General features: G+C 59.2%; 22 protein-coding genes and 1 rRNA gene. 12 read left to right on the forward strand and 11 right to left on the reverse strand.

All coding sequences use genetic code 11. The features are described 5' to 3' along the window. Both rrf and MKR05_RS22885 read left to right on the forward strand, forming a co-directional pair. Nucleotides 1-97 (forward strand): 5S ribosomal RNA (gene rrf / locus MKR05_RS22880); the annotation flags it as partial. Nucleotides 98-831: 734 nt separating this feature from the next. Next, entirely contained in the window at nucleotides 832-1,149 is a 318-nt protein-coding gene (locus tag MKR05_RS22885) for a hypothetical protein (protein ID WP_004204117.1), read from the forward strand. Between the two features lie 41 nt (nucleotides 1,150-1,190). Here MKR05_RS22885 and MKR05_RS22890 read toward each other — a convergent pair whose 3' ends face one another. The 4 genes from MKR05_RS22890 to trpS all read right to left on the reverse strand — a co-directional run bounded on the left by MKR05_RS22890 (nucleotide 1,191) and on the right by trpS (nucleotide 7,436). Further along, on the reverse strand, nucleotides 1,191-2,315 hold the full coding sequence (locus tag MKR05_RS22890; RefSeq protein ID WP_087824321.1) for an ABC transporter permease: 1,125 nt from the start codon (nucleotides 2,313-2,315) through the stop codon (nucleotides 1,191-1,193). Then, the gene (gene rbbA, locus MKR05_RS22895) at nucleotides 2,315-5,059 is read right to left on the reverse strand and encodes a ribosome-associated ATPase/putative transporter RbbA (RefSeq protein ID WP_101989785.1); all 2,745 of its coding nucleotides are present in this window, start codon (nucleotides 5,057-5,059) and stop codon (nucleotides 2,315-2,317) included. Before rbbA ends, MKR05_RS22890 begins: the two co-directional genes overlap by 1 nt. After that, nucleotides 5,056-6,123, reverse strand: a complete 1,068-nt coding sequence (locus tag MKR05_RS22900) for an HlyD family secretion protein (RefSeq protein ID WP_101989786.1) — start codon at nucleotides 6,121-6,123, stop codon at nucleotides 5,056-5,058. The genes rbbA and MKR05_RS22900 overlap by 4 nt, the downstream gene beginning before the upstream one ends. 305 nt (nucleotides 6,124-6,428) lie before the next feature. Continuing rightward, complete coding sequence (gene trpS, locus MKR05_RS22905; RefSeq protein WP_072421090.1) at nucleotides 6,429-7,436, reverse strand: tryptophan--tRNA ligase; 1,008 nt, start codon at nucleotides 7,434-7,436, stop codon at nucleotides 6,429-6,431. A 500-nt stretch (nucleotides 7,437-7,936) separates the two neighbouring features. On the opposite strand from trpS, the gene MKR05_RS22910 reads away from it, so the two are divergent. The 4 genes from MKR05_RS22910 to MKR05_RS22925 are packed head-to-tail and all read left to right on the forward strand — an operon-like array spanning nucleotide 7,937 to nucleotide 12,372. Further along, nucleotides 7,937-8,920: an autoinducer 2 ABC transporter substrate-binding protein gene (locus tag MKR05_RS22910; protein ID WP_023291822.1), complete on the forward strand. Its 984-nt coding sequence runs from the start codon at nucleotides 7,937-7,939 to the stop codon at nucleotides 8,918-8,920. Between the two features lie 50 nt (nucleotides 8,921-8,970). Next, on the forward strand, nucleotides 8,971-10,455 hold the full coding sequence (locus MKR05_RS22915; RefSeq protein ID WP_137910601.1) for a sugar ABC transporter ATP-binding protein: 1,485 nt from the start codon (nucleotides 8,971-8,973) through the stop codon (nucleotides 10,453-10,455). Further along, nucleotides 10,448-11,419, forward strand: a complete 972-nt coding sequence (locus MKR05_RS22920) for an ABC transporter permease (protein ID WP_101989787.1) — start codon at nucleotides 10,448-10,450, stop codon at nucleotides 11,417-11,419. Before MKR05_RS22915 ends, MKR05_RS22920 begins: the two co-directional genes overlap by 8 nt. Next, nucleotides 11,416-12,372, forward strand: a complete 957-nt coding sequence (locus tag MKR05_RS22925; RefSeq protein ID WP_023291825.1) for an ABC transporter permease — start codon at nucleotides 11,416-11,418, stop codon at nucleotides 12,370-12,372. The genes MKR05_RS22920 and MKR05_RS22925 overlap by 4 nt, the downstream gene beginning before the upstream one ends. Nucleotides 12,373-12,413: 41 nt before the next feature. On the opposite strand, the gene MKR05_RS22930 is transcribed toward MKR05_RS22925, so the two are convergent. Continuing rightward, entirely contained in the window at nucleotides 12,414-13,196 is a 783-nt protein-coding gene (locus tag MKR05_RS22930; RefSeq protein WP_101989788.1) for an NAD(P)H-dependent oxidoreductase, read from the reverse strand. Between the two features lie 86 nt (nucleotides 13,197-13,282). Here MKR05_RS22930 and MKR05_RS22935 point away from each other — a divergent pair, with 86 nt between their 5' ends. Together MKR05_RS22935 and fosA are read left to right on the forward strand one after the other, a co-directional pair. Continuing rightward, nucleotides 13,283-14,191, forward strand: a complete 909-nt coding sequence (locus MKR05_RS22935; protein ID WP_101989789.1) for a LysR family transcriptional regulator — start codon at nucleotides 13,283-13,285, stop codon at nucleotides 14,189-14,191. Beyond that, nucleotides 14,185-14,604, forward strand: coding sequence for a FosA5 family fosfomycin resistance glutathione transferase (gene fosA, locus MKR05_RS22940; protein ID WP_044525272.1), 420 nt, complete (start codon nucleotides 14,185-14,187; stop codon nucleotides 14,602-14,604). Before MKR05_RS22935 ends, fosA begins: the two co-directional genes overlap by 7 nt. Before the next feature lie 71 nt (nucleotides 14,605-14,675). Here the strand turns inward: fosA and MKR05_RS22945 are convergent, their stop codons facing one another. Then, nucleotides 14,676-16,088 carry a PLP-dependent aminotransferase family protein gene (locus MKR05_RS22945; RefSeq protein WP_023291829.1) on the reverse strand — a complete coding sequence of 471 codons (1,413 nt, stop codon included), beginning with the start codon at nucleotides 16,086-16,088 and terminating at the stop codon, nucleotides 14,676-14,678. Nucleotides 16,089-16,264: 176 nt separating this feature from the next. On the opposite strand from MKR05_RS22945, the gene MKR05_RS22950 reads away from it, so the two are divergent. From MKR05_RS22950 to MKR05_RS22965, 4 genes are all read left to right on the forward strand, one after another. Beyond that, complete coding sequence (locus tag MKR05_RS22950) at nucleotides 16,265-16,429, forward strand: DUF1127 domain-containing protein (protein ID WP_044525273.1); 165 nt, start codon at nucleotides 16,265-16,267, stop codon at nucleotides 16,427-16,429. Nucleotides 16,430-16,594: 165 nt separating this feature from the next. Beyond that, entirely contained in the window at nucleotides 16,595-17,059 is a 465-nt protein-coding gene (locus tag MKR05_RS22955) for a MarR family winged helix-turn-helix transcriptional regulator (protein WP_023291830.1), read from the forward strand. 6 nt (nucleotides 17,060-17,065) lie between these two features. Continuing rightward, nucleotides 17,066-18,133: an HlyD family secretion protein gene (locus MKR05_RS22960; protein ID WP_023291831.1), complete on the forward strand. Its 1,068-nt coding sequence runs from the start codon at nucleotides 17,066-17,068 to the stop codon at nucleotides 18,131-18,133. Continuing rightward, nucleotides 18,123-19,187 (forward strand): DUF2955 domain-containing protein, encoded by a 1,065-nt coding sequence (locus MKR05_RS22965; RefSeq protein ID WP_023291832.1) that lies wholly within the window; start codon nucleotides 18,123-18,125, stop codon nucleotides 19,185-19,187. Before MKR05_RS22960 ends, MKR05_RS22965 begins: the two co-directional genes overlap by 11 nt. Here MKR05_RS22965 and MKR05_RS22970 read toward each other — a convergent pair. The 5 genes from MKR05_RS22970 to mdtM form a co-directional block, all read right to left on the reverse strand. Then, on the reverse strand, nucleotides 19,184-19,438 hold the full coding sequence (locus MKR05_RS22970; RefSeq protein WP_044525274.1) for a DUF3343 domain-containing protein: 255 nt from the start codon (nucleotides 19,436-19,438) through the stop codon (nucleotides 19,184-19,186). The two genes, MKR05_RS22965 and MKR05_RS22970, sit on opposite strands and share 4 nt — an antisense overlap. Then, the gene (gene yjiL, locus MKR05_RS22975) at nucleotides 19,435-20,202 is read right to left on the reverse strand and encodes a putative 2-hydroxyacyl-CoA dehydratase activator YjiL (protein ID WP_023291834.1); all 768 of its coding nucleotides are present in this window, start codon (nucleotides 20,200-20,202) and stop codon (nucleotides 19,435-19,437) included. Before yjiL ends, MKR05_RS22970 begins: the two co-directional genes overlap by 4 nt. A 9-nt stretch (nucleotides 20,203-20,211) precedes the next feature. Beyond that, nucleotides 20,212-21,363, reverse strand: a complete 1,152-nt coding sequence (locus tag MKR05_RS22980) for a double-cubane-cluster-containing anaerobic reductase (protein ID WP_284118797.1) — start codon at nucleotides 21,361-21,363, stop codon at nucleotides 20,212-20,214. A gap of 97 nt (nucleotides 21,364-21,460) precedes the next feature. Beyond that, the gene (locus tag MKR05_RS22985) at nucleotides 21,461-21,700 is read right to left on the reverse strand and encodes a DUF2164 domain-containing protein (RefSeq protein WP_044525276.1); all 240 of its coding nucleotides are present in this window, start codon (nucleotides 21,698-21,700) and stop codon (nucleotides 21,461-21,463) included. Between the two features lie 25 nt (nucleotides 21,701-21,725). After that, nucleotides 21,726-22,973 carry a multidrug efflux MFS transporter MdtM gene (gene mdtM, locus MKR05_RS22990; protein WP_023291836.1) on the reverse strand — a complete coding sequence of 416 codons (1,248 nt, stop codon included), beginning with the start codon at nucleotides 22,971-22,973 and terminating at the stop codon, nucleotides 21,726-21,728. Nucleotides 22,974-23,000 lie beyond the last annotated feature (27 nt).

A 23,000-nucleotide genomic window follows, 5' to 3' on the forward strand; every position in this document is an offset into this window, starting at 1 on the left:
TGGTCCCACCTGACCCCATGCCGAACTCAGAAGTGAAACGCCGTAGCGCCGATGGTAGTGTGGGGTCTCCCCATGTGAGAGTAGGGAACTGCCAGGCATCAAATAAAGCAGAAAGCTCAGTCGAAAGACTGAGCTTTTTGTTTTTGTGTCCACCGGCGAGGGTGTCGACATGCTTCCCCCGGTGGCGCTGCGCTTACCGGGGCTACGGATCTGACATGGGGCTACGCCCCTGTGGCGCGGACAAGATATGCAGCACCGACTCAGGAAAAATATCGCCTGAAGTCCTGCTACTGCTTCGCTAATCCGCCAACCTGACGCTCTCCAGGCGGGTGGTGTCAGAAACCTGCAACACGGGTATGGTGAATAAACAACCTCTGCAACGCTGCGGATAAAATACCTATCTATTTGCCTCGAAAAATACTGAGAATTACGCGCGTGGTGTGGTCGCTCGTACCGTGAATTTATCCAATGATACGAGTCGAAAAATAATTATCAGTAGCTACGGTTAAATATCTCTCTCTATTTCAGCGCTATTATCTTGTGCTCTGCGAAATAATAGCGCTGCTTCTTCTTTCGGGATATTAACGCGTTAGCGAAATTACGAAATTATTTCCGCCGCTGAGGACTTCACTCCCCATTTATTGCAACAATGGGTATGCATCTTGCCGGTTTTTGGGCTTGATGCGCTATATCATTAACACTTTGTTAACTTGATCTGGTTTATATGACAGCAAATTTGATATACAAAGAGGGATGATTGCCTGTATGGATGCTGTCCGACGTACCTTGCGCTATCTGCTCTGGTTATCGGCTGGCAATATGAGAATAGAAATGAAAATCCTGCTTAACTGGTCGCCGTTGCGCCGGCTCTTCACCTACCTTCAGGAGCGCTTTACCTTTCTGGTGCTGCTCTGCTGGCCAGCGATAATCTGGCTGTTCTGCCGGGTCGGCGTGTGGCTGACGGATAACCTGTATGAACTGCTGGGGAAATCACCCGCCCAGTCCTTCACTGTCTATCTGCAGCCGTTTATGACCCCCGGCACGCTGCTGCGCATCTCCATCAGCTGGGTGGTGCTGCTGTTCATTCTCTTCAGCATGGCGATGGCCTTCACCTGGGGTCTTCGCCACTTTATGAATCGCCACAAATAAACCATTCGGGCCGCCGGGAGTCGACGGCCCTTCTTAAGCCCTTACGCCATCTGACCAATCGTTTTGCGAAAACGCAGCAGGGCGATAGTAAAGAACACCGCTCCGATAGCCAGCAAGGTTAAGAACTGCGGCCAGACGATACTGAAGCTGGCGCCGCGGTACAGAATCGCCTGCGCCAGACTGACGAAGTGGGTGGTCGGCATGGTCAACATGATATCCTGGACCAGCTGCGGCATACTTTCCCGGGGCGTGGAGCCGCCAGAGAGCATCTGCAGCGGCAGCAGCACCAGGATCATCAGCAGCCCCAGCTGCGGCATCGAGCGGGCGAGGGTGCCCATAAAAATGCCGATCGAGGTGGTGGCGAACAGGCTAAGCGCCACCCCCAGCATAAACAGTGGAATCGACCCCTCAATGGGCACCTGCAAAATCCCCTGAACCATCAGCAGCAGCGACAGCCCGGAGACCACCAGCACCACCAGCCCCATCGACCAGATCTTGGCCATCATGATCTCAAACGGCGTAACCGGCATCACCAGCAGGTGCTCGATGGTACCGTGCTCGCGCTCGCGGATCAGCGCCGAGCCGGTGAGGACAATAGCCAGCATGGTGATGTTGTTGATGATCGCCATCACCGCGCCAAAGCGCTCCTGTTCCAGGTTAGGGTTAAAGCGCATTCTTACCGCCAGCTCTACCGGCAGCACGCTGTTCTCCCGGTAGCGGGCAATGAAGCCGTTTACTTCGCCGTGAATAATATTCTGGATATAGCCGTTGCCGGTAAAGGCCTGGCTCATGCGCGTGGCGTCGACGTTGACCTGCACTTCCGGCTGGCGGCCGGCCAGCACATCGCGCTGGAAATTTGGCGGAATATTGATGGCGAAAGTGTAGCGCCCGGCATCCAGGCCGGCGTCCATCTCATTGGCGGTGATCAGCTCCGGTTCGAGAAACCAGGGGCGGTAGAAAGCGTTAATGATGCGTGAAGAGAGCTGCGACTTATCCATATCGGCAACCGCAATTGGCGCCAGGTGCAGCGAGCCGGGCATCACCGTAGCTGAGGAGTACACCGACACGGTAAAAGCAAACACGATCAGCGCCAGCATCGCTTTATCACCCAGCAGGCTGCGCAGCTCTTTAACGCCGAGGTTATAAATATTACGTAATCCGCGCATCACCCCTCCTGTTTCTTCAGCAGCAACACGCTCAGCCCGAGCACCAGCGGCACCGCAATCAGTAGGGGAATAAAGGAGCCCCACAAATCGCTGAGATTCAGCGCCTTGGAGAAGGTGCCGCGGGCGATAGTCAGGAAGTGGCTGGTCGGGTAGATTTGTCCAATCCAGCGCCCGGGGCCTTCCAGCGACGCCACCGGATCGATCATCCCGGAGAACTGGGTCGCCGGGATGAGCGTAATGATGGCGGTGCCGAAGATGGCGGCGATTTGGCTCTTCATAAAGGTTGAGATCAGCAGTCCCAGTCCGGTGGCGATGGTGACATAGAGCAGCGCCGCCAGGCTCAGCGTCAGGAAGCTGCCCTTATGTGATACGCCAAAGACGAAGACCGACAGCGCGCACAGCAAAAAGAAGTTAAACATTCCCAGTACGATGTAAGGCACCTGCTTGCCGAGTAGGAATTCGCTGCGGGTGGTCGGCGTCACGTACAGGTTGATGATCGACCCGAGCTCCTTCTCGCGTACCACGCTCAGGGCGCTGAGCATCGCCGGGATCATCATCAGCAGCAGCGGGATCACCGCCGGGACGATGGCCGGCAGGCTCTTCACGTCCGGATTATAGCGATAGCGGGTCTCAATGGAGATGAGAGAGGTAGCGCGCTGCGGACTGCTCTGCCGGGCAGCCATCTCCTGCAGCCAGGCCAGATGCATGGCCTGCACGTAGCCGCGCACCGTTTCCGCGCGGTTTGGCATTGCGCCATCCACCCAGACGCCGATTTGCACCGGCGTGCCGCGGGCGATATCGCGGCCAAAGTTCGGCGGGATCTCTATCGCCACCGCCAGCTCGCCGTCGCGCATCCGCCGGTCGAGCTCATCGTAACTGCGCAGCGGCGCCTGTTCGATAAAGTAGCGTGAGCCAGCGATATTCTGCGACCAGCCCTGACTGCTGAGGGTTTGATCGCGGTCGAGTACCGCAAAGCGCAGATCCTCGACGTCCATGCTGATCCCATAGCCCATGATAAACATCAGGATCACCGTTCCCAGCAGCGCCAGCGTCGAGCGCACCGGATCGCGGCGCAGTTCCAGCGCTTCGCGGCGGCTGTAGCTGAACAGCCGTTGCAGACTGAAGGCCTGGCGCGGGGCCGCGCGTTCTGGATGGGATGCTGCAGCTGGCGCAGGTTCCTCAGGAGCTGCGGCGGTTGGCTGCGCCTCCTGGAGCCAGGCGATAAACGCCTCTTCGAGGCTGGCGGCACCGCGCTGCTCGACCAGCGCCTGCGGCGTATCGCTGGCCAGCACCTTGCCGGCGTGCATCAGCGAGATGCGGTCGCAGCGTTCTGCCTCATTCATAAAGTGGGTGGAGATAAAAATGGTCACCCGATCCTGACGCGCGAGGTCGACCATCAGCTGCCAGAACATATCCCGTGCCACCGGATCGACCCCGGAGGTGGGTTCGTCGAGGATCAGCATTTCCGGGCGATGGATGACCGCCACCGCCAGCGACAGACGCTGACGGATGCCCAACGGCAGGGCGGTGGGCAGGACGTCTTCCACCTCGCTGAGCATGAAGCGCTCGCTCATTTCCGCCACCCGACCGGGGATTTCGCCGTCCGGAATATGAAACAGGCGGGCGTGCAGTTCGAGGTTTTGCCGGACGGTCAGTTCGCTATAGAGCGAGAAAGCCTGCGACATATAGCCCACCCGCTGGCGGGTAGCGATATCTTTCGGGTCGACCGGCTGGCCGAACAGCCAGGCTTCGCCTTCGCTGGCGGGCAGCAGGCCGGTGAGCATCTTCATGGTGGTGGATTTGCCGCAGCCGTTGGAGCCGAGGAAGCCGAAGATTTCACCGCGGGCGATGCGGAAGTTAACGTGGTCGACGGCGACGAAGTCGCCAAAGCGCATGGTCAGCCCACGGGCTTCGATGGCGATCTCTTCCTCGCGGTCGTCGCGCGGTGGGATTACCACTGCCTTATGCGCCTGGCGCTGCGCTTCCGGCAGCAGGGCGATAAACGCCTGCTCCAGCATCTGACTGCCGGTCTGCGCTTTCAGCTCCGCAGCGGTACCGGTCGCCAGCACCTCGCCGGCGTTCATCGCCACCAGCCAGTCAAAGCGCTCAGCCTCTTCCATGTAGGCGGTGGCCACCAGTACGCTCATCTCCGGCTGGCGCTGACGAATGCTGTCGATAAGCTCCCAGAACTGCGCCCGGGAAAGCGGGTCGACGCCGGTGGTGGGTTCATCGAGGATCAGCAGCTGCGGGTCGTGGATAAGGGCGCAACAGAGCCCCAGCTTTTGCTTCATCCCGCCGGAGAGCTTACCCGCCGGGCGATCGCGAAATGGCGCCAGCCCGGTGCTCTGCAGCAGCTCGTTGATACGAGATTCGCGTTCGGCTTTATCGTGGCCAAACAGGCGGGCGAAGAAGTCGACGTTTTCATACACCGAAAGGGTGTGATAGAGGTTTTTCCCCAGCCCCTGCGGCATCCAGGCAATCTTCGGGCACACCTCGCGGCGGTGATGAACGTCGCGCATATCCCCGCCGAGCACCTTCACGTTACCCTGCTCAATAGCCCGCGCCCCGGCGATGAGAGAGAGCAGGCTCGATTTGCCGACGCCGTCCGGGCCAATCAGGCCGACCATGCGCCGCGCCGGGATCGCCAGACTGATATCCCGCAGCGCCACGGTGGTGCCGAAGCGCTGGCCAACGTTGTCCAGCCGGGCGACGGGGGGCGAGGTATCCTGTGGCGTCAGTATCATTGCGGCAACCTCACCGTCAGGGCTTCAGGCCAGGACTGCTGGTTATCCAGCCGCACGTAAGCCATGCCGGGCAGACCGGTTTTGACATACTCCAGGTGCTGCGCCAGCAGCTCCGGCGGGATACGCGCTTTGACGCGGAACATCAGTTTGAGACGCTCGTCGCGGGTCTCCACCGTTTTCGGCGTGAACTGGGCGACGCTGGCGACAAAGCTGATATTGGCCGGGATCACCAGATCCGGAGCGGCATCGAGGATCAAGCGCGCTTCGCTGCCGAGCGCCAGCAGACCTGCCTGTTCGGTGGGCAGAAAGAAAGTCATATAGACGTCGGCGAGATCGACCATATTCAGCACCCGACCACCGGCGGCCAGCACTTCGCCGGGCTCGGCGACGCGATACTGAATACGGCCGTCGCGGGGGGCTTTCAGCTCGCTATCGTCAATATCGGCGAGGATCCGCCGCTCGGTCGCCTGGGCGGCTTCGACGCGGGTTTGCGTCTGAATAATACTGGTGCGGGCGGCCTCGATGGCGGCGCGGGCGGCAGAGACCTGGGCTTTCGCCGACTCCAGCGCCGCGCGAGCGCTCTCCGCCGCGGCGCGATCGTCATCCAGCTGCTGAGCGGAGACGGCGCCGCGCTGGGAGAGAGTGTGCGAGCGGACGTGACGTTTCGCCGTGGAGTCGAGCTCCGCCTGACGCTGCTTCACTACCGCTTCGCTGGCGCGCATTTCACTTTGCCGCTGATCGAGCAAGGCTCTGGCGGCCAGGACCGCGCTTTCCGCTTCCTTGATTTGCGCGGCGGCTTCAAGACGCTGCTCGTTCAGTACACGGGTATCCATTCTCGCCAGCACCTCTCCCTGGTGCACGAACTGACCCTCTTTGACCAGAATGGTGTCGATACGCCCGGCGATTTTGCTGGCAATATCCACCTCGGTGGCTTCGATTCGTCCGTTGCTACTGGCAAAACCCTCCGGGAGGCCCGGCGGGCGCAGCAGCCACCATGCTGCGGCGGCGAGTACCACCAGTAAGCCGACAAAATACCCTGTCCAACGTTTCTTTATTTTGTCCATACGCGACTCGCTTGATTCCCTGTGCGAAGTGATACGCGTGTCTTCTCCGACGGGCGGAGCGTCCTCCTTGCGAAGGACGAATGAGTGGGGAAGGGCCGCTGACGCAGCGCTCTACCGCGTCGATGCGCAGCCGAACGCTGTACTACTTATGTGGTCATCATCAGCGATCCTGGCCTTAATGAAACACGCATAGTGAGAGCTACCGTTAACGTGATAGTAACATCCGCGGCGGTGTTGTCCACATGAAAGGCAGGGTCTTGTCGACGCGTTAACAAAATATCCACTACCGGAAACCTTTCACCACCTCAGAACAGGACCGGCAGCCCCAGACCTCGTTTCACCTCATGCAGCGTCTGCTGCGTCAACTGGTGGGCGCGCTCGCTGCCCTGACGCAACAATTCCAGCAACATCCCTTTATCCTGAATAAAGGTGGCCCGCCGTTCGCGGATCGGCGCCAGGAGCGCCTGCAGGCAGGTTTCCAGTTCATTTTTACACTGGCGATCCCCCAGCCCGCCGCGCTGATAGTGGGCTTTCATCTCAGCCACCAGTGCCTTATCGCTATGGAAAGCGTCGAGATAGGTAAACACCACGTTGCCGTCGACATGCCCCGGATCGCTGACTCTCAGGTGCGTCGGGTCGGTATACATCGCGCTGACCGCGCGGTGGATCTCCTCTTCACTGGCCGATAACGTCAGCGTATTGCCCAGCGATTTCGACATTTTGGCGTTGCCGTCGACGCCCGGCAGGCGGCTCACTTCGCTGAGTAGCGCCTTGCAGTGGCGCAGCACCGGTTCGCCGGTGAGGCTATTCATCTTGTGGACGATCTCGTTGGTCTGCTCAATCATCGGTAGCTGATCGTCGCCCACTGGCACCAGTTCGGCTTTGAAGGCGGTGATATCTGCCGCCTGGCTAATCGGATAGGCGAGAAAGCCCACCGGCAGCGAACGGGCGAATCCCTTCTGGGCAATCTCATTTTTGACCGTCGGATTACGTTCCACGCGGGCGACGGTGACGATATTCATATACAGCGCGCTGAGCTCCGCCAGCGCGGGCAGGGCGGACTGCAGGCAGAGCGTGGTGAGCCTGGGGTCAATGCCGACGGCCAGATAATCGGCCATCACTTCGAGAATATGATGGCTTATTTTTTGCGGGTTGCTGCCGTTGTCCGTGAGCCCTTGCAGGTCGGCGATCAGGATAAACTGCTGGTGGTCGTGCTGCAGCGCGACGCGCTGGCGCAGCGAGCCGACGTAGTGGCCAAGATGTAGCTGGCCGGTGGGGCGGTCGCCAGTGAGGATGGTTTGCGGATGGTTCATCAGGGACTCCTTATCAGACTGTTCAGCCGAAAGACGTCCTGAAAACACCAAAGCCGCCTTCCGGCGGCTTTGAAAATGGAAACGTGTATCGTGCCGCCTGTTATGCAGGCAGCCACCAACGGCGGGGATAGGTTACGATCGCGTTTCTGTTCATCTTTTTATCCTGCCACGGAATAGGCCAAGAGCGCAATCAAAAACCATATGATTTTTCTGGTATTATTTTTTTGTTGTTTTGCGGTAAATGACCAGACGGGAAAATAGGTTTTCTCATAGACCTGATAATTATTATGGAACAATAAAGTATGTTGCAGGCTTTTTGTGAAAAAGCTCACGTCACAGGATTATAGTATTATTATCCATATTTATAGCTGGATATTACCTGTCTGCTGTTACAGCTTGTGTTTATTCTCTTCTAAATTATTAACATTATTACTATTTATATCTTTTTTCCATTTTGCGTCATACCCCTGTCTGACTACAACGTATTGAGGCTAATTATTATGCATAAACGTCTGGTCGTTAATATTTTTTCATCCTTGCTGTTGGGGGCTGCGCTTATTTCCGCGCCGGTATATGCGGCGGAAAAAACGGTAGTCAATATTTCAAAAGTAGATGGCATGCCATGGTTTAACCGGATGGGAGAAGGGGTAGTCCAGGCTGGGAAAGAGTTTAACCTCAACGCCTCTCAGGTTGGGCCGTCCAGCACCGACGCGCCGCAGCAGGTGAAAATTATTGAGGACCTGATTGCACGTAAAGTGGATGCCATCACTATCGTGCCTAACGATGCCAACGTGCTGGAGCCGGTATTCAAAAAAGCCCGTGACGCCGGCATCGTCGTGCTGACCAACGAATCGCCCGGGCAGCCGAGCGCCAACTGGGATGTGGAGATCATCGATAACGAGAAGTTCGCCGCTGAATATGTGGAGCATATGGCCAAGCGGATGGGTGGCAAAGGCGGCTACGTTATCTATGTAGGTAGTCTTACGGTACCGCAGCACAACCTGTGGGCCGATCTGCTGGTGAAATACCAAAAAGAGCATTATCCGGACATGCATGAAGTCACCCGCCGCATGCCGGTAGCGGAAAGTGTTGATGATTCCCGCCGTACCACGCTCGATCTAATGAAAACTTACCCGGATTTGAAAGCGGTGGTCTCTTTTGGTTCGAATGGTCCGATTGGCGCGGGGCGCGCGGTGAAAGAGAAGCGTGCGAAAAACAAAGTTGCGGTCTACGGGATGATGATCCCATCGCAGGCGGCCTCCCTCATTAAGAGTGGTGATATTACAGAAGGCATTACCTACGATCCGGCGACAGCCGGCTATGCCCTCGCGGCCGTCGCCAGCACCCTGCTGAACGGCAAATCCATTGAGCCAGGATTTGAACTGAAAGAGCTCGGTAAAGCGGATGTCGATAGCGACAAGCATATTATCCGCTTCCATAAAGTGCTGCTGGTAAATAAAGACAATATTGATTCGCTCTACTAATCCATCTTCCGGGGCGCCTGGCGCCCCGGCTTAACCTGCCAGGGGATGTTATGGAACCTTTCCTTTCCCTTCGTCACGTCAGCAAAACCTTCCACGCCAACCGCGCGCTCAATGATATCAGCATCGATTTTATGCCCGGGGAAGTACACTGCCTGGCCGGGCAGAACGGTTGCGGGAAGTCGACGTTGATCAAAATTATCTCCGGCGTCTATCGCCCGGATGAGGGCGCGGCGATGGAGCTGGGCGGCAAGACGTGGCCCAGACTGACGCCTGCGGCCTCTGTCGCCCATGGGATCCAGGTGATTTATCAGGATCTGTCGCTGTTTCCCAATCTCAGCGTGTGGGAGAACATTGCCATCAACCACTATCACCGCGGCGTGCTGGTAAAGCGCAGCGAACTGCGGCGCAGTGCGGAGCAGGCGATGCGGAGTATTAACGTCTCGCTGCCGCTTGATGCCACCGTTGAGTCGCTCTCCATCGCCCGCTGCCAGCTGGTGGCGATCTGCCGCGCGCTGGCGCAGGACGCCCAGCTTATCATTATGGATGAACCCACGGCCTCATTGACCCATCAGGAAGTGGAGGGGCTACTGAATGTCGTGCGCCAGCTACGTGAGAGGGGGATCTGCATCGTCTTTGTTAGCCACCGTCTGGAAGAGGTCATGGCCGTATCGGATCGCATCAGCGTGCTGAAGGATGGCAATCTGGTCGGTACCTTACCGGCGGCAGAGGTGACTACTCGGCGACTCGGTTTTCTGATGACGGGCCAGGAGTTTGATTATCAGGTGCGCGACCTGTGGCAAGGGAAGGGCAGCACGCCGGTACTGGAAGTGCGCAATCTCAGCCGCAAGGGGGAATATCACAACGTCTCTCTGAAGGTCGAAGCCGGAGAAGTGGTGTCGATAGTCGGCCTGCTGGGTGCGGGGCGAACAGAGTTGTGCCTGAGCCTTTTCGGCATGACCCGCCCCGACAGCGGCGAGATCCTGATAAATGGCCAACCGGTGCGGTTGCGTAGCAATCAGGACGCTATCCGCCACGGTATCGGCTATGTCTCTGAGGACCGTATGTCACGCGGCCTGGTGATGAGTCAGTCGATTGAAAATAACATCATCAGCACGGTGTTTCATAAAGTGAAAGGCACTTGCGGACTATTGAGTGACAGTAAAGCTCAGCAACTGGTCACGAGAATGGTCAACGCGTTGACCATTAAAGCGCCAGATACGCATTTGCCGGTGAATACCCTCTCCGGCGGCAATGCCCAACGCGTCTCTATCGCCAAATGGCTGGCGATCGCCCCTAAGCTGCTGATCCTTGATAGCCCGACGGTGGGGGTGGATATCGCAAACAAAGCCGGGATCTATCATATCATCAGCGATTTGGCTGCCCATGGCATCGCCGTGCTGATGATTTGTGACGAGATCGAAGAGGCGTGGTACCAGAGTCATCGCATCCTGGTGATGAAGCAGGGCGAATTGACACATAGCTTCCTGCCGGACAGCAGTAACCAACAGCAGATAGCGGAGGTGGTTAATGGCTAATCTGTTGAAACAACATGAATTCTGGTTAGGTATGTTTATTATCGCGCTGTGCCTGATGCTGGGCTGGCGCAGTGAGGAATTTTTCACTTTCGGTAATATTTACGACCTCGCTAATAACTACGCGATGCTGACTATCCTCGCCTGTGGCCTGTTCGTGGTGCTGATCGCCGGCGGGATTGATATCTCCTTCCCGGCCATGACCATTATCGCCCAGTACGGCATGGTGGTGATGCTGCAAAAAGTGGGCGGCAACTTCGCGGTGGCCTTTGTGCTTGCCGGCGGTATCGGCGTGCTACTGGGGCTGGTTAACGCGCTGTTGGTCAATCGTCTGCGGGTCCCCTCGATCATTATCACCATTTCCACGCTCAATATTTTCTACGGTTTACTGCTGTGGTTAAGCAAAGGTGTCTGGCTCTATGACTTCCCCCCGTGGTTTGAAAAGGGGGTCATGCTGTTCAAATACACCGATGCCGATGGTTACGATTACGGCCTGGGGCTGCCGCTGCTGACGATGATAGCGGTGGTGTTGTTGACCGCGTTTATCATGAATTTCACCACCGTTGGCCGCCAGATCTATGCCATGGGCGGCAACCGGGAATCCGCCAGCCGCGTCGGCTTCAGTGTGCTCCGCCTGCAGTTGTTCGTTTATGGCTATATGGGGTTGATGTCGGGGGCCGCAGGTGTCGTGCAGGCATGGACAGTGATGACTGTCGCGCCGGATTCATTGCTGGGCTATGAGCTGACGGTGCTGGCCGCGGTGGTGCTGGGCGGTACCAGCCTGATTGGCGGGCGCGGAACCCTCACCGGTACGCTGCTGGGGGTGATTTTACTGGCGGTGATGCAGAACGGCCTGAACCTGCTGGGGGTCTCCTCCTACTGGCAGACCCTGATTACCGGGGCGATCATCGTCGTCAGTATCAGCGTAACGGCCTGGAGCCAGCATCAGAACCGGAGCTTGTTATGAAAAAATCATGGCGCAATAACGTTGAGTTTTACCTGATCGGCCTGCTGCTGCTGACGGTTATCGCCTTTAGCATTGCCATGCCAAACATCTTCTGGTCTGTCACTAATTTCCAGTCGATTGCCTCGCAAATGCCGGTGTTGGGGATCCTGGCGCTGGCGATGGCAATGACCATGCTTTGCGGCGGCATTAATCTGTCAATTATCGCGACCGCCAACGCCTGCTCGCTGGTGATGGCCTGGGTAGCGACAAGCTATCCACCGGGTGCCGCCACTGCGCTGGCGACGCTGCTGGCCGGCGGAGGGGCGGCGATGATCATTGGCCTGTGCAACGGGATACTGATCGCCGGGATCCGTGTTTCGCCGATCCTGGCTACCCTCGGTATGATGACCCTGCTCAAAGGGATAAATATTTTGATCACCGGCGGCAGCGCCATCGCTAACTATCCTCAGTGGGTGCTGTGGCTGAATCATGCCCAGTGGTTTGGTATTCCGCTACCAATGTGGCTTTTTGCGGTGGTGGCGATCGGGCTGTGGGTGCTGCTGGAGAAAAGCCCGCTGGGTCGAGCGATCATGTTGATCGGATCCAACGAGCGGGCGACCCATTATTCCGGGATCAATACCCGACGGGTGTTGATGTGGGTATATGTCATCTCGGCCCTGCTCTGCGCTGTGGCCGCGTTTCTGATGATGTCGAAGCTGAACTCAGCCAAAGCGTCTTATGGAGAATCGTATCTGTTGGTGTCGATCCTCGCGGCGGTGCTTGGCGGCGTGAATCCGGATGGCGGCAGCGGGCGCATCGTCGGGATGGTGCTAGCGCTGTTCCTGCTGCAGATCATTGAGAGTGGGTTCAATATCCTCGGTATCAGCCCCTATCTGACGATGGCGCTGTGGGGTGTATTGCTGCTGTGCTTTATCCAGGCGCGAGGCATGCTGGGGCTGGAGAGAGTCGGATAAACTACCCATCCTCGGTGGCGAAGACGGGCAGCGTTTGTCTTCTACTCGCTACGCAGATGCACCGCCAGGCCGCTTTGCCCCGGCGCCAGCTCCGGGCGAAGCGTCAGCGATGGGATCAGATAGTCGCCATGATTTTGCCGGCGAAATGGAATGGGCTCGGTTTGCCACAGCGTGTCCAGCCGCCCGGCCAGGGTGGCGCACTGGTTGGCGAACTGCGCGGCATCGGTTTTGTCCGTGCAGTAGAACACCAGCGGCGGAAGCACCTCGAAGCCGGGATAGAACAGCATACCGTGCTGAATGGGGAACAGGATGTCGTCGATGGGGCCATTGATCCCGCGCGGTGAATAGTGTTCCGCCCAGCCGCCGGCGGTGACGATCAGCATTGCCCGCTTGCCGACGAAGGTGCCTTCCCCATAGCGATCGCCCCAGTGGCGGTCGCTGTGCTCGCCGACGCCATAGGCAAAACCCCAGGCGTATACCCGATCGATCCAGCCTTTCATGATCGCCGGCATCGAGAACCACCACAGCGGGAACTGAAAAATCACCGTATCGGCCCATAGCAGCTTTTCCTGCTCGGCTGCGATATCCGCGCTTTGAGTTCCTTGCGAAAAGGCCAGTTTTGAATCAAGGGTAGGACGCCAGAACTCGCCGACCGGCGGCGCGCCGCTGTCGTCGGCGTCATACTCGGCCTTCCAGCGCATGGCGTAGAGATCGGACACCTGGACTTCATGACCGGCCTGCTGCAGATGACGGATGGCGAAATCTTTGAGTCCGCCATTGAGGGAGCGCGGTTCCGGATGGGCGTAAATCAGCAGTACTTTCATAACATCACCTCTGAAGTGGGAAGATCTGCAGAGTAGGAAAGCTGGCGCTATAGTAGAAATTAATTACTTCAATCCCAGGTATAGCTGTGATTAATTTACATCGTCTGGATCTCAATCTGCTGCGCACGCTCGACGTGCTGCTCAGTGAAAACAACGTCACCCGGGCGGCGCAGCGGCTGAATCTGTCGCAGCCGTCGGTGAGTATTCAGCTCGCCAGGTTACGGGAGATGTTTGCCGACCCGCTGCTGATGCCGGGCCCGCGCGGCATGCAGCCCACCGCCCGCGCCGATGAGCTTCGCCAGCCGCTGCGCGCCGCGTTAGCCGCGCTGGAGCAGGCGGTGGCGCCGGTCAGCCCTTTTGATCCGGCGACGGCGGCGGAGACCTGGCGGGTGGCAGCGACGGACTATATGGCCTCGGCGATCCTCCTGCCGATGCTGGGCAGGCTACGCCTGGCCTCTCCCGGCAGTCGGCTGGCGGTGTTCGAGCTACAGCCGGCGCGGCTGGAGCAGCAGGCGGCCAGCGATACAGTAGATCTCTTCTTTCATACCCGCGAGGGCGCGCCGCCGGGGCTGCATCAGCGCCTGCTGTTTCGCGAACGCTACGTGCTGGCGGGCCGGGCCGGGCATCCGGCGCTGGGGCAAGGGTTGAGTCTGGAAACGTTCTGTCAGCTGGAGCAAGCGATCGTCTCCCCGGACGGGGGCGGCTTCAGCGCGGCGACCGATACCGCGCTGGCGAATCTTGGCCTGGCGCGGCGGGTTGTCCTTTCCGTGCCACATTTCCTGTTTATGCTGGAGACTCTGCGCAACAGCGATTTGGTGGCGATGCTGCCGGAGCGGCTGGTGCGCGGGCAGAGCGGGCTGGCGGTCGTCGAGCCGCCGCTGGCGGTCGCCGGCTTTGAGATGCTGATGCTGTGGCACGAGCGCTGGCACCGCGACCCGGCGCATCAATGGCTGCGCCAGTTCATTGTGAATTCACTGGAGGAACAGACATGCTGAGCGGACTGAATCACCTGACCCTGGCGGTCAGCCAGCTGGCGCCGAGCGTGGCGTTTTATCAGCAGCTGCTGGGTATGACGCTGCACGCCCGCTGGGAGAGCGGCGCCTATCTCTCCTGCGGCGATCTGTGGCTATGCCTGTCGCTGGATCCGCAGCGGCGCATCACCCCGCCGGAGGAGAGCGATTACACCCATTATGCGTTTAGCATCAGCGAAGCCGATTTCGCCTGCTTCGCCGCTCGCCTTGAGGTTGCCGGCGTGGCGGTGTGGAAGCTGAACCGCAGCGAAGGCGCCTCGCACTACTTCCTCGACCCCGACGGCCATAAGCTGGAGCTGCACGTCGGTAGCCTCGCCCAGCGTCTGGCCGCCTGCCGCGAACAGCCGTATAGGGGGATGGTGTTTTTTGACCAGTGAAGCGCTTTGCTGACGCGGGATCATCCGTAGCCCCGGTAAGCGCAGCGCCACCGGGGAGAACAGGTTGCACTTCACTCCATCGCCACCTTCACCGCTTCTCCCAGCTTCACCATCACCGCTTTATGTTTCTCGGTCGGCGGCAGGGCGCAGTTGATCCTGACGCAGTTGCGGTACTTGCCCGCCGCGGAAAACAACGAGCCCGGCGCGACCTGGATCTTCAGCCGGCACAGCTGTTTGGCGACGCAGACCATATCCACCTGCTCCGGCAGCTCCACCCACAGCATAAAACCCCCCTTCGGCCGGGTGACGCAGATCCCGCAGGGGAAAAATTCCCGCAGCCAGCAGGTATAGATCTCCATATTGCGCTGATAGATCTGCCGCATCCGCCGCACATGACGGTGGTAGTGGCCTTCGCGAATAAAGTTACAGGCCGCCAGCTGAGTGGAGGGGACGTTGGTGCCGCTGGCGGCGTACTTCATCTGTAGCAGCTTGTCGTAGTAGCGACCAGGGGCGATCCAGCCGATGCGCAGCCCGGGGGCGATGGTTTTGGTAAAGGAGCTGCAGAGCATCACCCGACCGTCGATATCCCAGGAGTGAATCGTGCGCGGGCGCGGGTACTCGGTAGCCAGCTCGCCGTAGATATCATCCTCGAAAATAACGATATCGTGGCGCTGGGCCAGGTTCAGCACTGCGCGTTTGCGAGCGTCCGGCATGATAAAGCCCAGCGGGTTGTTGCAGTTCGGCACCAGGATCACCCCTTTGATCGGCCACTGATCCAGCGCCAGCTCCAGGGCCTCGATGCTGATCCCGGTTTCCGGATCGGTGGGGATCTCAATCGTCTTTAATCCCAGTCCGCGCAGCATCTGCATGGTGCCGTAGTAGCAGGGGGATTCCACGGCGATGATGTCCCCTGGCTGGCACACCGACAGCAGGGCCAGCGACAGCGCGCTGTGGCAGCCGCTGGTGAGCACCAGATCGTCGGCAGTCACCACCGATCCGCCGTCGAGCATCAGGCGGGCGATCTGCTCCCGCAGCTCGCGGCGCCCGGCCAGTTCGTCATAGTTCAACACCTCAGTGAGGTTGTGCTGGATCGCCCGGCTCAGTTCGCGCCAGATGGGCTTCAGGCTTGGCTGCGTCACGTCCGGCGAGCCGCCGCCGAAGGGGATGATCGTTTTATCGTAGCGGGCGTCGAGCATGGTCAGCACCTGATCCCACTGGGTGATCTCCACCGGGCGCTGCACCGGGCGCGACATCGGCGGCACCGGCGGCTGGGCCTTGCGGGGGGCGACGAAATAGCCCGATCGCGGCTGCGGCACAATCATCTGCTGCTGCTCTAGCAGCTGATAGGCCTGCTGGACGGTGCTGATGCTGACGCCGTGCTCCTGGCTCAGGCTGCGCACCGACGGCAGTTTTTCGCCGTGGCGATACAGGCCCTGTTCAATGCGTTCGGCCAGCAGCGTCGCGAGATGTTGATAGCGGGTCATGTGTATCCTTAATTGCCGCCATACAGATGGAATAACCAGTACAGATGGCCGTAAAAAGTGGGGTCTGCTGTACGTTTTAGCTAATCTGTATGTTAAAGAAAAGTGTTTTGTGAATCTGTATTCCTTACCCCCAAATCCGTGAAGATAAAGCCTCTGGCAAGGTGAGGAGGTAGAGGATGGAATTTCACGAGAACAGGGCAAGACAGCCATTTATCGGTTTCGTACTGCTGGCGCGATTTGTCAAAAAATGGTGGCTTCGGGAGCAAACGCGCAGAGCTTTGCAGAAAATGAGCGACGAACAGCTGAAAGATATCGGCCTGCGTCGGGATCAGATCAATTAAAAAGTGCGGTTTTTTTTCAGACATCATTTCTTCTTTGCCCCGGTAAGCGCTGGCGACGCCGGGGAAACATTCACGAAATTTATCAATTGATGCGACGCGACCTTCCGTTTCTTGATACTTACCCTGATAAGTATTATTTTCTTCTCAACAATGAGAGGAAAAGCTGTGACTGAAGACGAACTGTTTGCCCGCCGCCCGCTGGGGATGCGGATGGCCATGGTGGTGCGCCAGTGGCGCGCGATTATTGACTCCGCTATCACCGATACGGGACTCACCCAGTCCAGCTGGACGGTGCTGATGCAGTTGCATCAGCTGGGAGACAACGTCTCGGTCAGCGAACTGGCGGAGGTGCAGGGGATTGAACTGCCGCCGCTGACGCGCACCCTCTCATTACTGGAAAAGCAGGGCTATCTGTTGCGTTCCACATCGCCATATGACAAACGCATTCGCCTGCTGACGCTGACCGCCGAGGGGCGGGCTATTCTGGAAAAACTGAGCCGCGTGATCGAGACCTATCAGGAGCGCGTAACCCAGACCATCCCGGAGGCCGACCTCGCCACCTTCAGCGCCACGTTAAATCAAATCGCCTGCCGTTTGCGGACTATCCGCGAAGAAGATAACAAGATCTAACACACTATGATGACGCCTGAACAAAAATTTGCCCGCTGGGTACGGGTGAGTATTGCCGCTTTTCTGGGAATATTCGCCTGGTTTATCGTTGCCGATATCTGGATCCCGCTGACGCCGGACTCCACCGTCATGCGCGTGGTGACCCCGGTTTCGTCGCGGGTCTCCGGCTATGTCTCGCACGTCTACGTGCATAACAATAGCCAGGTGAAAAAGGGCGACCTGCTGTATGAGCTCGACCCAACACCATTCATTAATAAAGTTGAAGCGGCACAGATCGCCCTTGAACAGGCGAAGCTGAGCAACCAGCAGCTGGACGCGCAAATCGCCGCCGCCCGCGCCAACCTGCGCACCGCGCAGTACACCGCCCGTAACGATAAGGTCACGCTCGATCGCTATCAGCGCCTGAGCACCATGCAGAACGTCTCGCAGTCCGATCTCGACAAGGTGCGGACCACCTGGCAGACCAGCGAGCAGTCGGTCTCGGCGCTGAACGCGCAGATCCAGAACCTGCTGATCCAGCGCGGCGAGCGCGACGATAAGCGCAACGTCACCCTGCAGAAATACCGCAACGCGCTGGAGGAGGCGCAGCTGAACCTGGCCTGGACCAAAGTGCGTGCGGAAACTGACGGCATGGTCAGCAACCTGCAGCTTAACCCGGGGATCTACGCCACCGCGGCGACGGCCGTGCTGGCGCTGGTCAACAACAATACCGATATCGTCGCTGACTTCCGTGAGAAGAGCCTGCGCCACACCGCGGTAAACACCGATGCGGCGGTGGTCTTTGACGCCCTGCCGGGGGAAGTCTTCCCGGCGCATGTCACCAGCAGCGATGCCGGGATTCTGGCGGGGCAGGAGGCGGTTAACGGTCAGCTGTCGCAGCCGGAACAGTCCACCCGCTGGGTGCGCGACGCCCAGCGAATGCGCATTCACGTCGCGCTGGATCAGCCGCTGGAGAAACCGCTGCCGACCGGCGCCCGCGCCACGGTGCAGCTGTACAATAGCGAGGGACCTTTCGCCCGCACCTTCGCCGGCCTGCAGATCCATCTGGTGAGCTGGTTGCACTATGTCTATTAATACCCTGGCGCACGTCTTTACCCCGCACGGCAATATCGTCTACACGGCGAATGATTTTCGCCAGACGGTGCGTATCGCCGTGGCCGGGACCATTGCCCTCAGCATCTCCACCTTCTACGACGTGCAGTACGGCGTATTTTTTGTGGTTTATCCGCTGATGCTGATGTCGCTGGTGCCGGTGTTCAACCGCCATGTCGCCCGCCAGTTTGTATTCAGCGCGGCGGTGAACTGCGTCGAAATGGTATTGATCGTTGGCTATCTGTCACAGTGGCCGGTGATCATGACGCTGGTGGTGTTCGCCCTGTACGTGATGCGTTTTCGCTTTATGAGCCAGGGGCCGCTGTTTCTGCTGGGGTCGATGGGGGTGGTGTGTCAGAGCACGATGCTCAACTTTATGAGCTACCCGACCAGCAACTGGCACACCCTGATGTTCTCCAACATGGAAGCGTGCGTGCTGGCGGTGGCGCTAAGCGCGCTGCTGCATTACCTGATCCCGGACGTCGAGCCGCGCAAGCCGCCGCCGCGCCTTGAAAAAGACGCCGCCCGCATCCGCCACGAGTCGCTGCTCTCCGGCACGGTGGCGACGATCATCTTCGTGGTGTTTCAGATCTGCGATCTCAGCGACTCGCTGTCAGCGCTGATGGCCGGGATCCTGATCCTGTTCCCGATGCACTATCGCGGGGCGGTGATCAGCTCGATCTGGCGCGTGGCGGGGGTGGTGCTGGCCTGTCTCTATATTCTGGTGGTGCAGTTGATTATCTATGACTTCAGCAACCACATGGTCCTGATGATGCCGCTGATTGGCCTCGGGCTGGCCTTCAGCGCCCGTCTGCACGTGATGGAGAAAGTGGGCGCCGGGGTGGGCTTCGCCAGCATCACCACCATCGGCATTATGTTTGGCCAGAATCTGCATCCCTATCAGGATCTGGTATTCAGCGATCTGTACCGCATCACCTCGGTGACGGTCTCGCTGGTGGTGACGCTGACCCTGGTCTTTCTGATGCACCGCCTGCTGAACTGCTTCGCGGCGACGCGCTTTGTGGTAAGCGATTAACCTGCCGATGGGAAGGTGGCAAGACAGCGCCACGCTTCCCCGTCCTGCTGATACAACGCCGCCGTCAGCTCCGGCAGGATCCAGCTTCGCGCATCGGCTTCCGTCCCCTCCAGCAGGATGCACAGCCCGCAGCCGCTGCGCAGCTGGCGGGGAATATCTTTGACCTCGAAGGTCATTCCCGCCGCCTGCAGGGCTTTGCGCGTGCGCACCACTCCCACCGTGGAATGAAATAAAAACAGAAAGGTTGTCATCCGCGCCTCCGCTGACGCTGGCCGATCAGCGCCGCGCCGATCGCCCCGGCATACTGGGCGTCGGGATGGGTTGTCACCGCCATGCCGACATGGCTTTCCAGCATGCGGGCAAAGGCGGCGCAGTGGCTGACGCCGCCGGTAAACAGCAGCGGTCCCTGCGCCGATAAGCGGCCGATAAAGTTCGCGCTGCGCCGGGCCATGGCGTTAATCACCCCCGCCAGAATCGCCTCCGGCGCGACCCCGGCCGACCGCAGGCTGATGACTTCCGATTCGGCGAATACCGTACACATGCTGGTGATGGCGTGCGGTTCCACGCCGTCGGTAATGACGTCCAGCTGTTCGACGCTGGCGCCGAGGGTTCGTGAAATGACCTCCAGAAAACGGCCGGTACCGGCGGCGCATTTGTCATTCATCAGAAAGTCGCTGAGGTTGCCCCCGGCATCCAGCTGGATAACCTTGCTGTCCTGGCCGCCGATATCAATCACCGTGCGGGTGTCCGGCGCCAGCAGGCGGGCGCCGAGGCCATGACAGGAAATCTCCGTCACCTGTTTATCGGCAAAATCCACCAGCTGGCGGCCATAGCCGGTGAGGGTTAAAAAGGGCGTTTCCGCGAGGCCAGCGCGCAGCGTCTCCCAGGCCTCATGGATGGCGTCGGCGGGGCGAAAGGGGGTCGGGCAGAGGAAACGACGCGTAATCACCCCGTCCGCCAGCAGGATACCTTTCGTGGCGGTGGAGCCGGAATCAATACCAACCGTGTAGATCACGCCTGCTCCTTACAGCATTTCGATAAAGGCGGCGACGCGGGTGCTGAGCTGGCCGAGGTCCGCTGTCGAATAGTCGGTTTCAATCGCCATATAAGGAAGGTCGTGCTGCTGGCGCAGATGGCGTTTAATGGCCAGCGATTCCACGGCATAGGTATGGCAGGCCTGCAGGATGACGTCGATTACCCCGTCGGCCTGGTACTCCTCCACCATCTGGCTCAGCAGCTGCAGGCGCTGATCGTTAGGGGAAATACAGGAGCAGCCGATGGCGAGATATTTATCGGTTAAGGCGTCGTAGACGTCACCCTCTTCCGCCACGCAGCGCTCGGTAGCCTTCGCGCCGGTGCAGTTTTCATAACCCACCACCCAGCCGCCGTTTTCTTCGATGGCGCGAACCACTTTCTCCGCCGCCCCGCCGATCGGGCAGCCGGTGATCAGAATGCGCGGGCGTGAGGCCAGTCGTTTACCCTGCCGCCACTCCTGACGGATGCGCTCCGCCATGGCGTTGATCTCGTCAATCAGCGCGGTTTTGTCGAAGCGGAAGGTGGCGCCATACACCACTTTCAGAATGTCGCCGCCGCTGAGCGCCGGCGGATTGAGCTGCCCGAGACGATAAAAGTGGGCCAGCGCCCGGCGTTCGCGGTTTTTCAGCACGATGGCCTCGCGCAGCGCCGCCTCGCTAATCGGCGCGCCAAACTGCGCCTCAATCACCTGCTGCAGGCGCAGGATCTCCGCTTTCCACAGGGCGCGGGAGGCCGCGTCGCTGGCGCTGTTCGGCAACTGCATCACGTGGACCGCCTTGAAGTCGGCCATGTACTCGTACATTTTCTTTTTGCCGTCGCAGGTGGTTTCCCCAACCACCAGGTCAGAGAAATAGAAGTAGGGGCATTTATCGGTTTTGCCGAAGCCGTAGCTGCTTTTGATTAACGGACAGAGGTTGCGCGGCAGATCTTTTTCCGCTTCCTCGATGGTTTCATCGGAGGTGGAGCACAGCGAGACCACCACGGCCCCCGCCGCCATGGCGATCTCCTGAGGCATAAAGGTGCAGTAGGTGCCCACCAGCGGCACGTTCTGCTCTTTAAGATCCATGACGGTGAGAAAGCCCTTCTGGCGAGCTTCCGAGAACTGGTCAAAAATGGCGGGTAGATCGGTGATAAGCGACATGGTTTTCCTTCCCCGTACACGGGAGATGCTGAAAGAGTCGCCATTATAACCCCGTTGTTTGTATGCTTTTATTGATCTCCTGCGTCTGCGCGCGGCGTTAATAGACCTTCTTTAAATCCATCTCTTCCTGGATCCGCTCGCTCCATGCCAGATGGGTGCGGATGGCCTCTTCGATACCGGCGTTGTAAAACAGCGGCCCCAGCTCTTGGGCGATAAAGTCGACAAAAAATTCAGCGTCAAACTGCTCCAGTTCGAGGTTAAATGTCTCTTCGCAGTACCTGCTGAGCCTGTCGCGCAGCAGGTCGCGCTGCGCCGGGCTGAGTTCAATCTCACTCATGATGGGGCTTTCTCCGTAAAAGGGGTCACGACTGCCGGGCTTCAATGACCGCTTGCGCACACTGACGCTGGTGGCGTAACAGTCCGGCGAGGCAGCAGGCGGCGGCGAGCCCCGCGACCACCGCCAACAGGTGGAAGGGCAGTCTCCCGCCATGGAACCACAGCCAGCGCGCGCCTTCAATCGATAAGGCGCTGACGCTGAGGATCACGATATTCAGCGAGGCGGAGACCGTGCCTTTCGGCAGGTCGTTGGAAAAGAGGGTAAAGCGGAACAGCGTCGGGAAAATCAGCCCGATGCCAAAGGCGTAGAAGCAGGTGCCGAGCACCGACCACAGCCAGACGTGCGGCCAGGCCAGATTCCCGACGATCAGGATGGCCAGGCCGAGCATCTGTACCGGCACCGCGCTCAGCACAAAGCGCGGACGGGTGGGATCTTTTACCCAGCGCGCCACCGACAGGTTGGCAATGATGACGGCGCTGAAGACCGGCACCTGGCTCCAGGCGAACTCGCTGGTGGTCAGCCCGCCGGCGTCCATTAAAATCACCGGCGATACCGCCACCCAGCTCATCAGCGGAATATAGCTCAGCGACAGCGTGGCGGCGCCGAGCAAAAAGATGCGGTTGCGAAAGACGTTGCGAAAATCGCGCAGCACGCCCAGGGGGCTGAACGGCACATCGCCGCGGCGCACCGTCTCCGGCATGGTCAACAGCAGCCCCAGCCAGGCCACCAGCCCCATGGCGGCGATAATGCCGAACAGCGCTTTCCAGTGGATAAAATGCATCAGCGCCGCGCCGGAGAGCGGGCCGACGATCGGCGCCACCAGCACGACGGAGGTGATCACCGCCATCAGCCTGATCGACCTTTTTTCCTCAAAGGCTTCCTGTACGGTGACGTAGCCGACGGTGGCGATAAAGCAGATGCTGGTGCCCTGCACGAAGCGGGCGATCAGGAACTGGGTCATGGAGGTGGTGAACAGCGTCGCCAGGCAGGCAAGGGTGAAAATCAGCGCGCCGGTGAGCAGTACCGGACGCCGTCCGATCCGGTCAGAGAGCGGCCCCAGCAGCCACTGCAGCGCCATGCCGCCGGCCATATACAGGCTCACCGAGGCTGGAGCCAGCGCCACATCGGCGTTGAAATCCCGCACCACGTGCAGGATCCCCGGCTGGATCAGGTCGGTGGTGAGATAGGCGGAAAAATCATACAGAATGAGCGCCGCCGGGAAGAACAGCGCGGCGGCGTGCCGGGTTAGCCAGCGGGTCATCCGGTGCATCATCTCGCCCTCCCTGTGGAATATTTTTCA

The sequence above is a fragment of the Klebsiella sp. K5-204 genome, assembly GCF_030128585.1.
GTDB lineage: Bacteria > Pseudomonadota > Gammaproteobacteria > Enterobacterales > Enterobacteriaceae > Klebsiella > Klebsiella quasipneumoniae.

Bases quoted from the DNA above. Each gene is read 5' to 3' on its own strand.
- MKR05_RS22885 (WP_004204117.1), top strand. From the start codon at position 832: ATGAAAATCCTGCTTAACTGGTCGCCGTTGCGCCGGCTCTTCACCTAC.
- MKR05_RS22890 (WP_087824321.1), bottom strand. From the start codon at position 2,315: ATGCGCGGATTACGTAATATTTATAACCTCGGCGTTAAAGAGCTGCGC.
- rbbA (WP_101989785.1), bottom strand. From the start codon at position 5,059: ATGATACTGACGCCACAGGATACCTCGCCCCCCGTCGCCCGGCTGGAC.
- MKR05_RS22900 (WP_101989786.1), bottom strand. From the start codon at position 6,123: ATGGACAAAATAAAGAAACGTTGGACAGGGTATTTTGTCGGCTTACTG.
- trpS (WP_072421090.1), bottom strand. From the start codon at position 7,436: ATGAACCATCCGCAAACCATCCTCACTGGCGACCGCCCCACCGGCCAG.
- MKR05_RS22910 (WP_023291822.1), top strand. From the start codon at position 7,937: ATGCATAAACGTCTGGTCGTTAATATTTTTTCATCCTTGCTGTTGGGG.
- MKR05_RS22915 (WP_137910601.1), top strand. From the start codon at position 8,971: ATGGAACCTTTCCTTTCCCTTCGTCACGTCAGCAAAACCTTCCACGCC.
- MKR05_RS22920 (WP_101989787.1), top strand. From the start codon at position 10,448: ATGGCTAATCTGTTGAAACAACATGAATTCTGGTTAGGTATGTTTATT.
- MKR05_RS22925 (WP_023291825.1), top strand. From the start codon at position 11,416: ATGAAAAAATCATGGCGCAATAACGTTGAGTTTTACCTGATCGGCCTG.
- MKR05_RS22930 (WP_101989788.1), bottom strand. From the start codon at position 13,196: ATGAAAGTACTGCTGATTTACGCCCATCCGGAACCGCGCTCCCTCAAT.
- fosA (WP_044525272.1), top strand. From the start codon at position 14,185: ATGCTGAGCGGACTGAATCACCTGACCCTGGCGGTCAGCCAGCTGGCG.
- MKR05_RS22945 (WP_023291829.1), bottom strand. From the start codon at position 16,088: ATGACCCGCTATCAACATCTCGCGACGCTGCTGGCCGAACGCATTGAA.
- MKR05_RS22950 (WP_044525273.1), top strand. From the start codon at position 16,265: ATGGAATTTCACGAGAACAGGGCAAGACAGCCATTTATCGGTTTCGTA.
- MKR05_RS22960 (WP_023291831.1), top strand. From the start codon at position 17,066: ATGATGACGCCTGAACAAAAATTTGCCCGCTGGGTACGGGTGAGTATT.
- MKR05_RS22965 (WP_023291832.1), top strand. From the start codon at position 18,123: ATGTCTATTAATACCCTGGCGCACGTCTTTACCCCGCACGGCAATATC.
- MKR05_RS22970 (WP_044525274.1), bottom strand. From the start codon at position 19,438: ATGACAACCTTTCTGTTTTTATTTCATTCCACGGTGGGAGTGGTGCGC.
- MKR05_RS22980 (WP_284118797.1), bottom strand. From the start codon at position 21,363: ATGTCGCTTATCACCGATCTACCCGCCATTTTTGACCAGTTCTCGGAA.
- MKR05_RS22985 (WP_044525276.1), bottom strand. From the start codon at position 21,700: ATGAGTGAGATTGAACTCAGCCCGGCGCAGCGCGACCTGCTGCGCGAC.
- mdtM (WP_023291836.1), bottom strand. From the start codon at position 22,973: ATGATGCACCGGATGACCCGCTGGCTAACCCGGCACGCCGCCGCGCTG.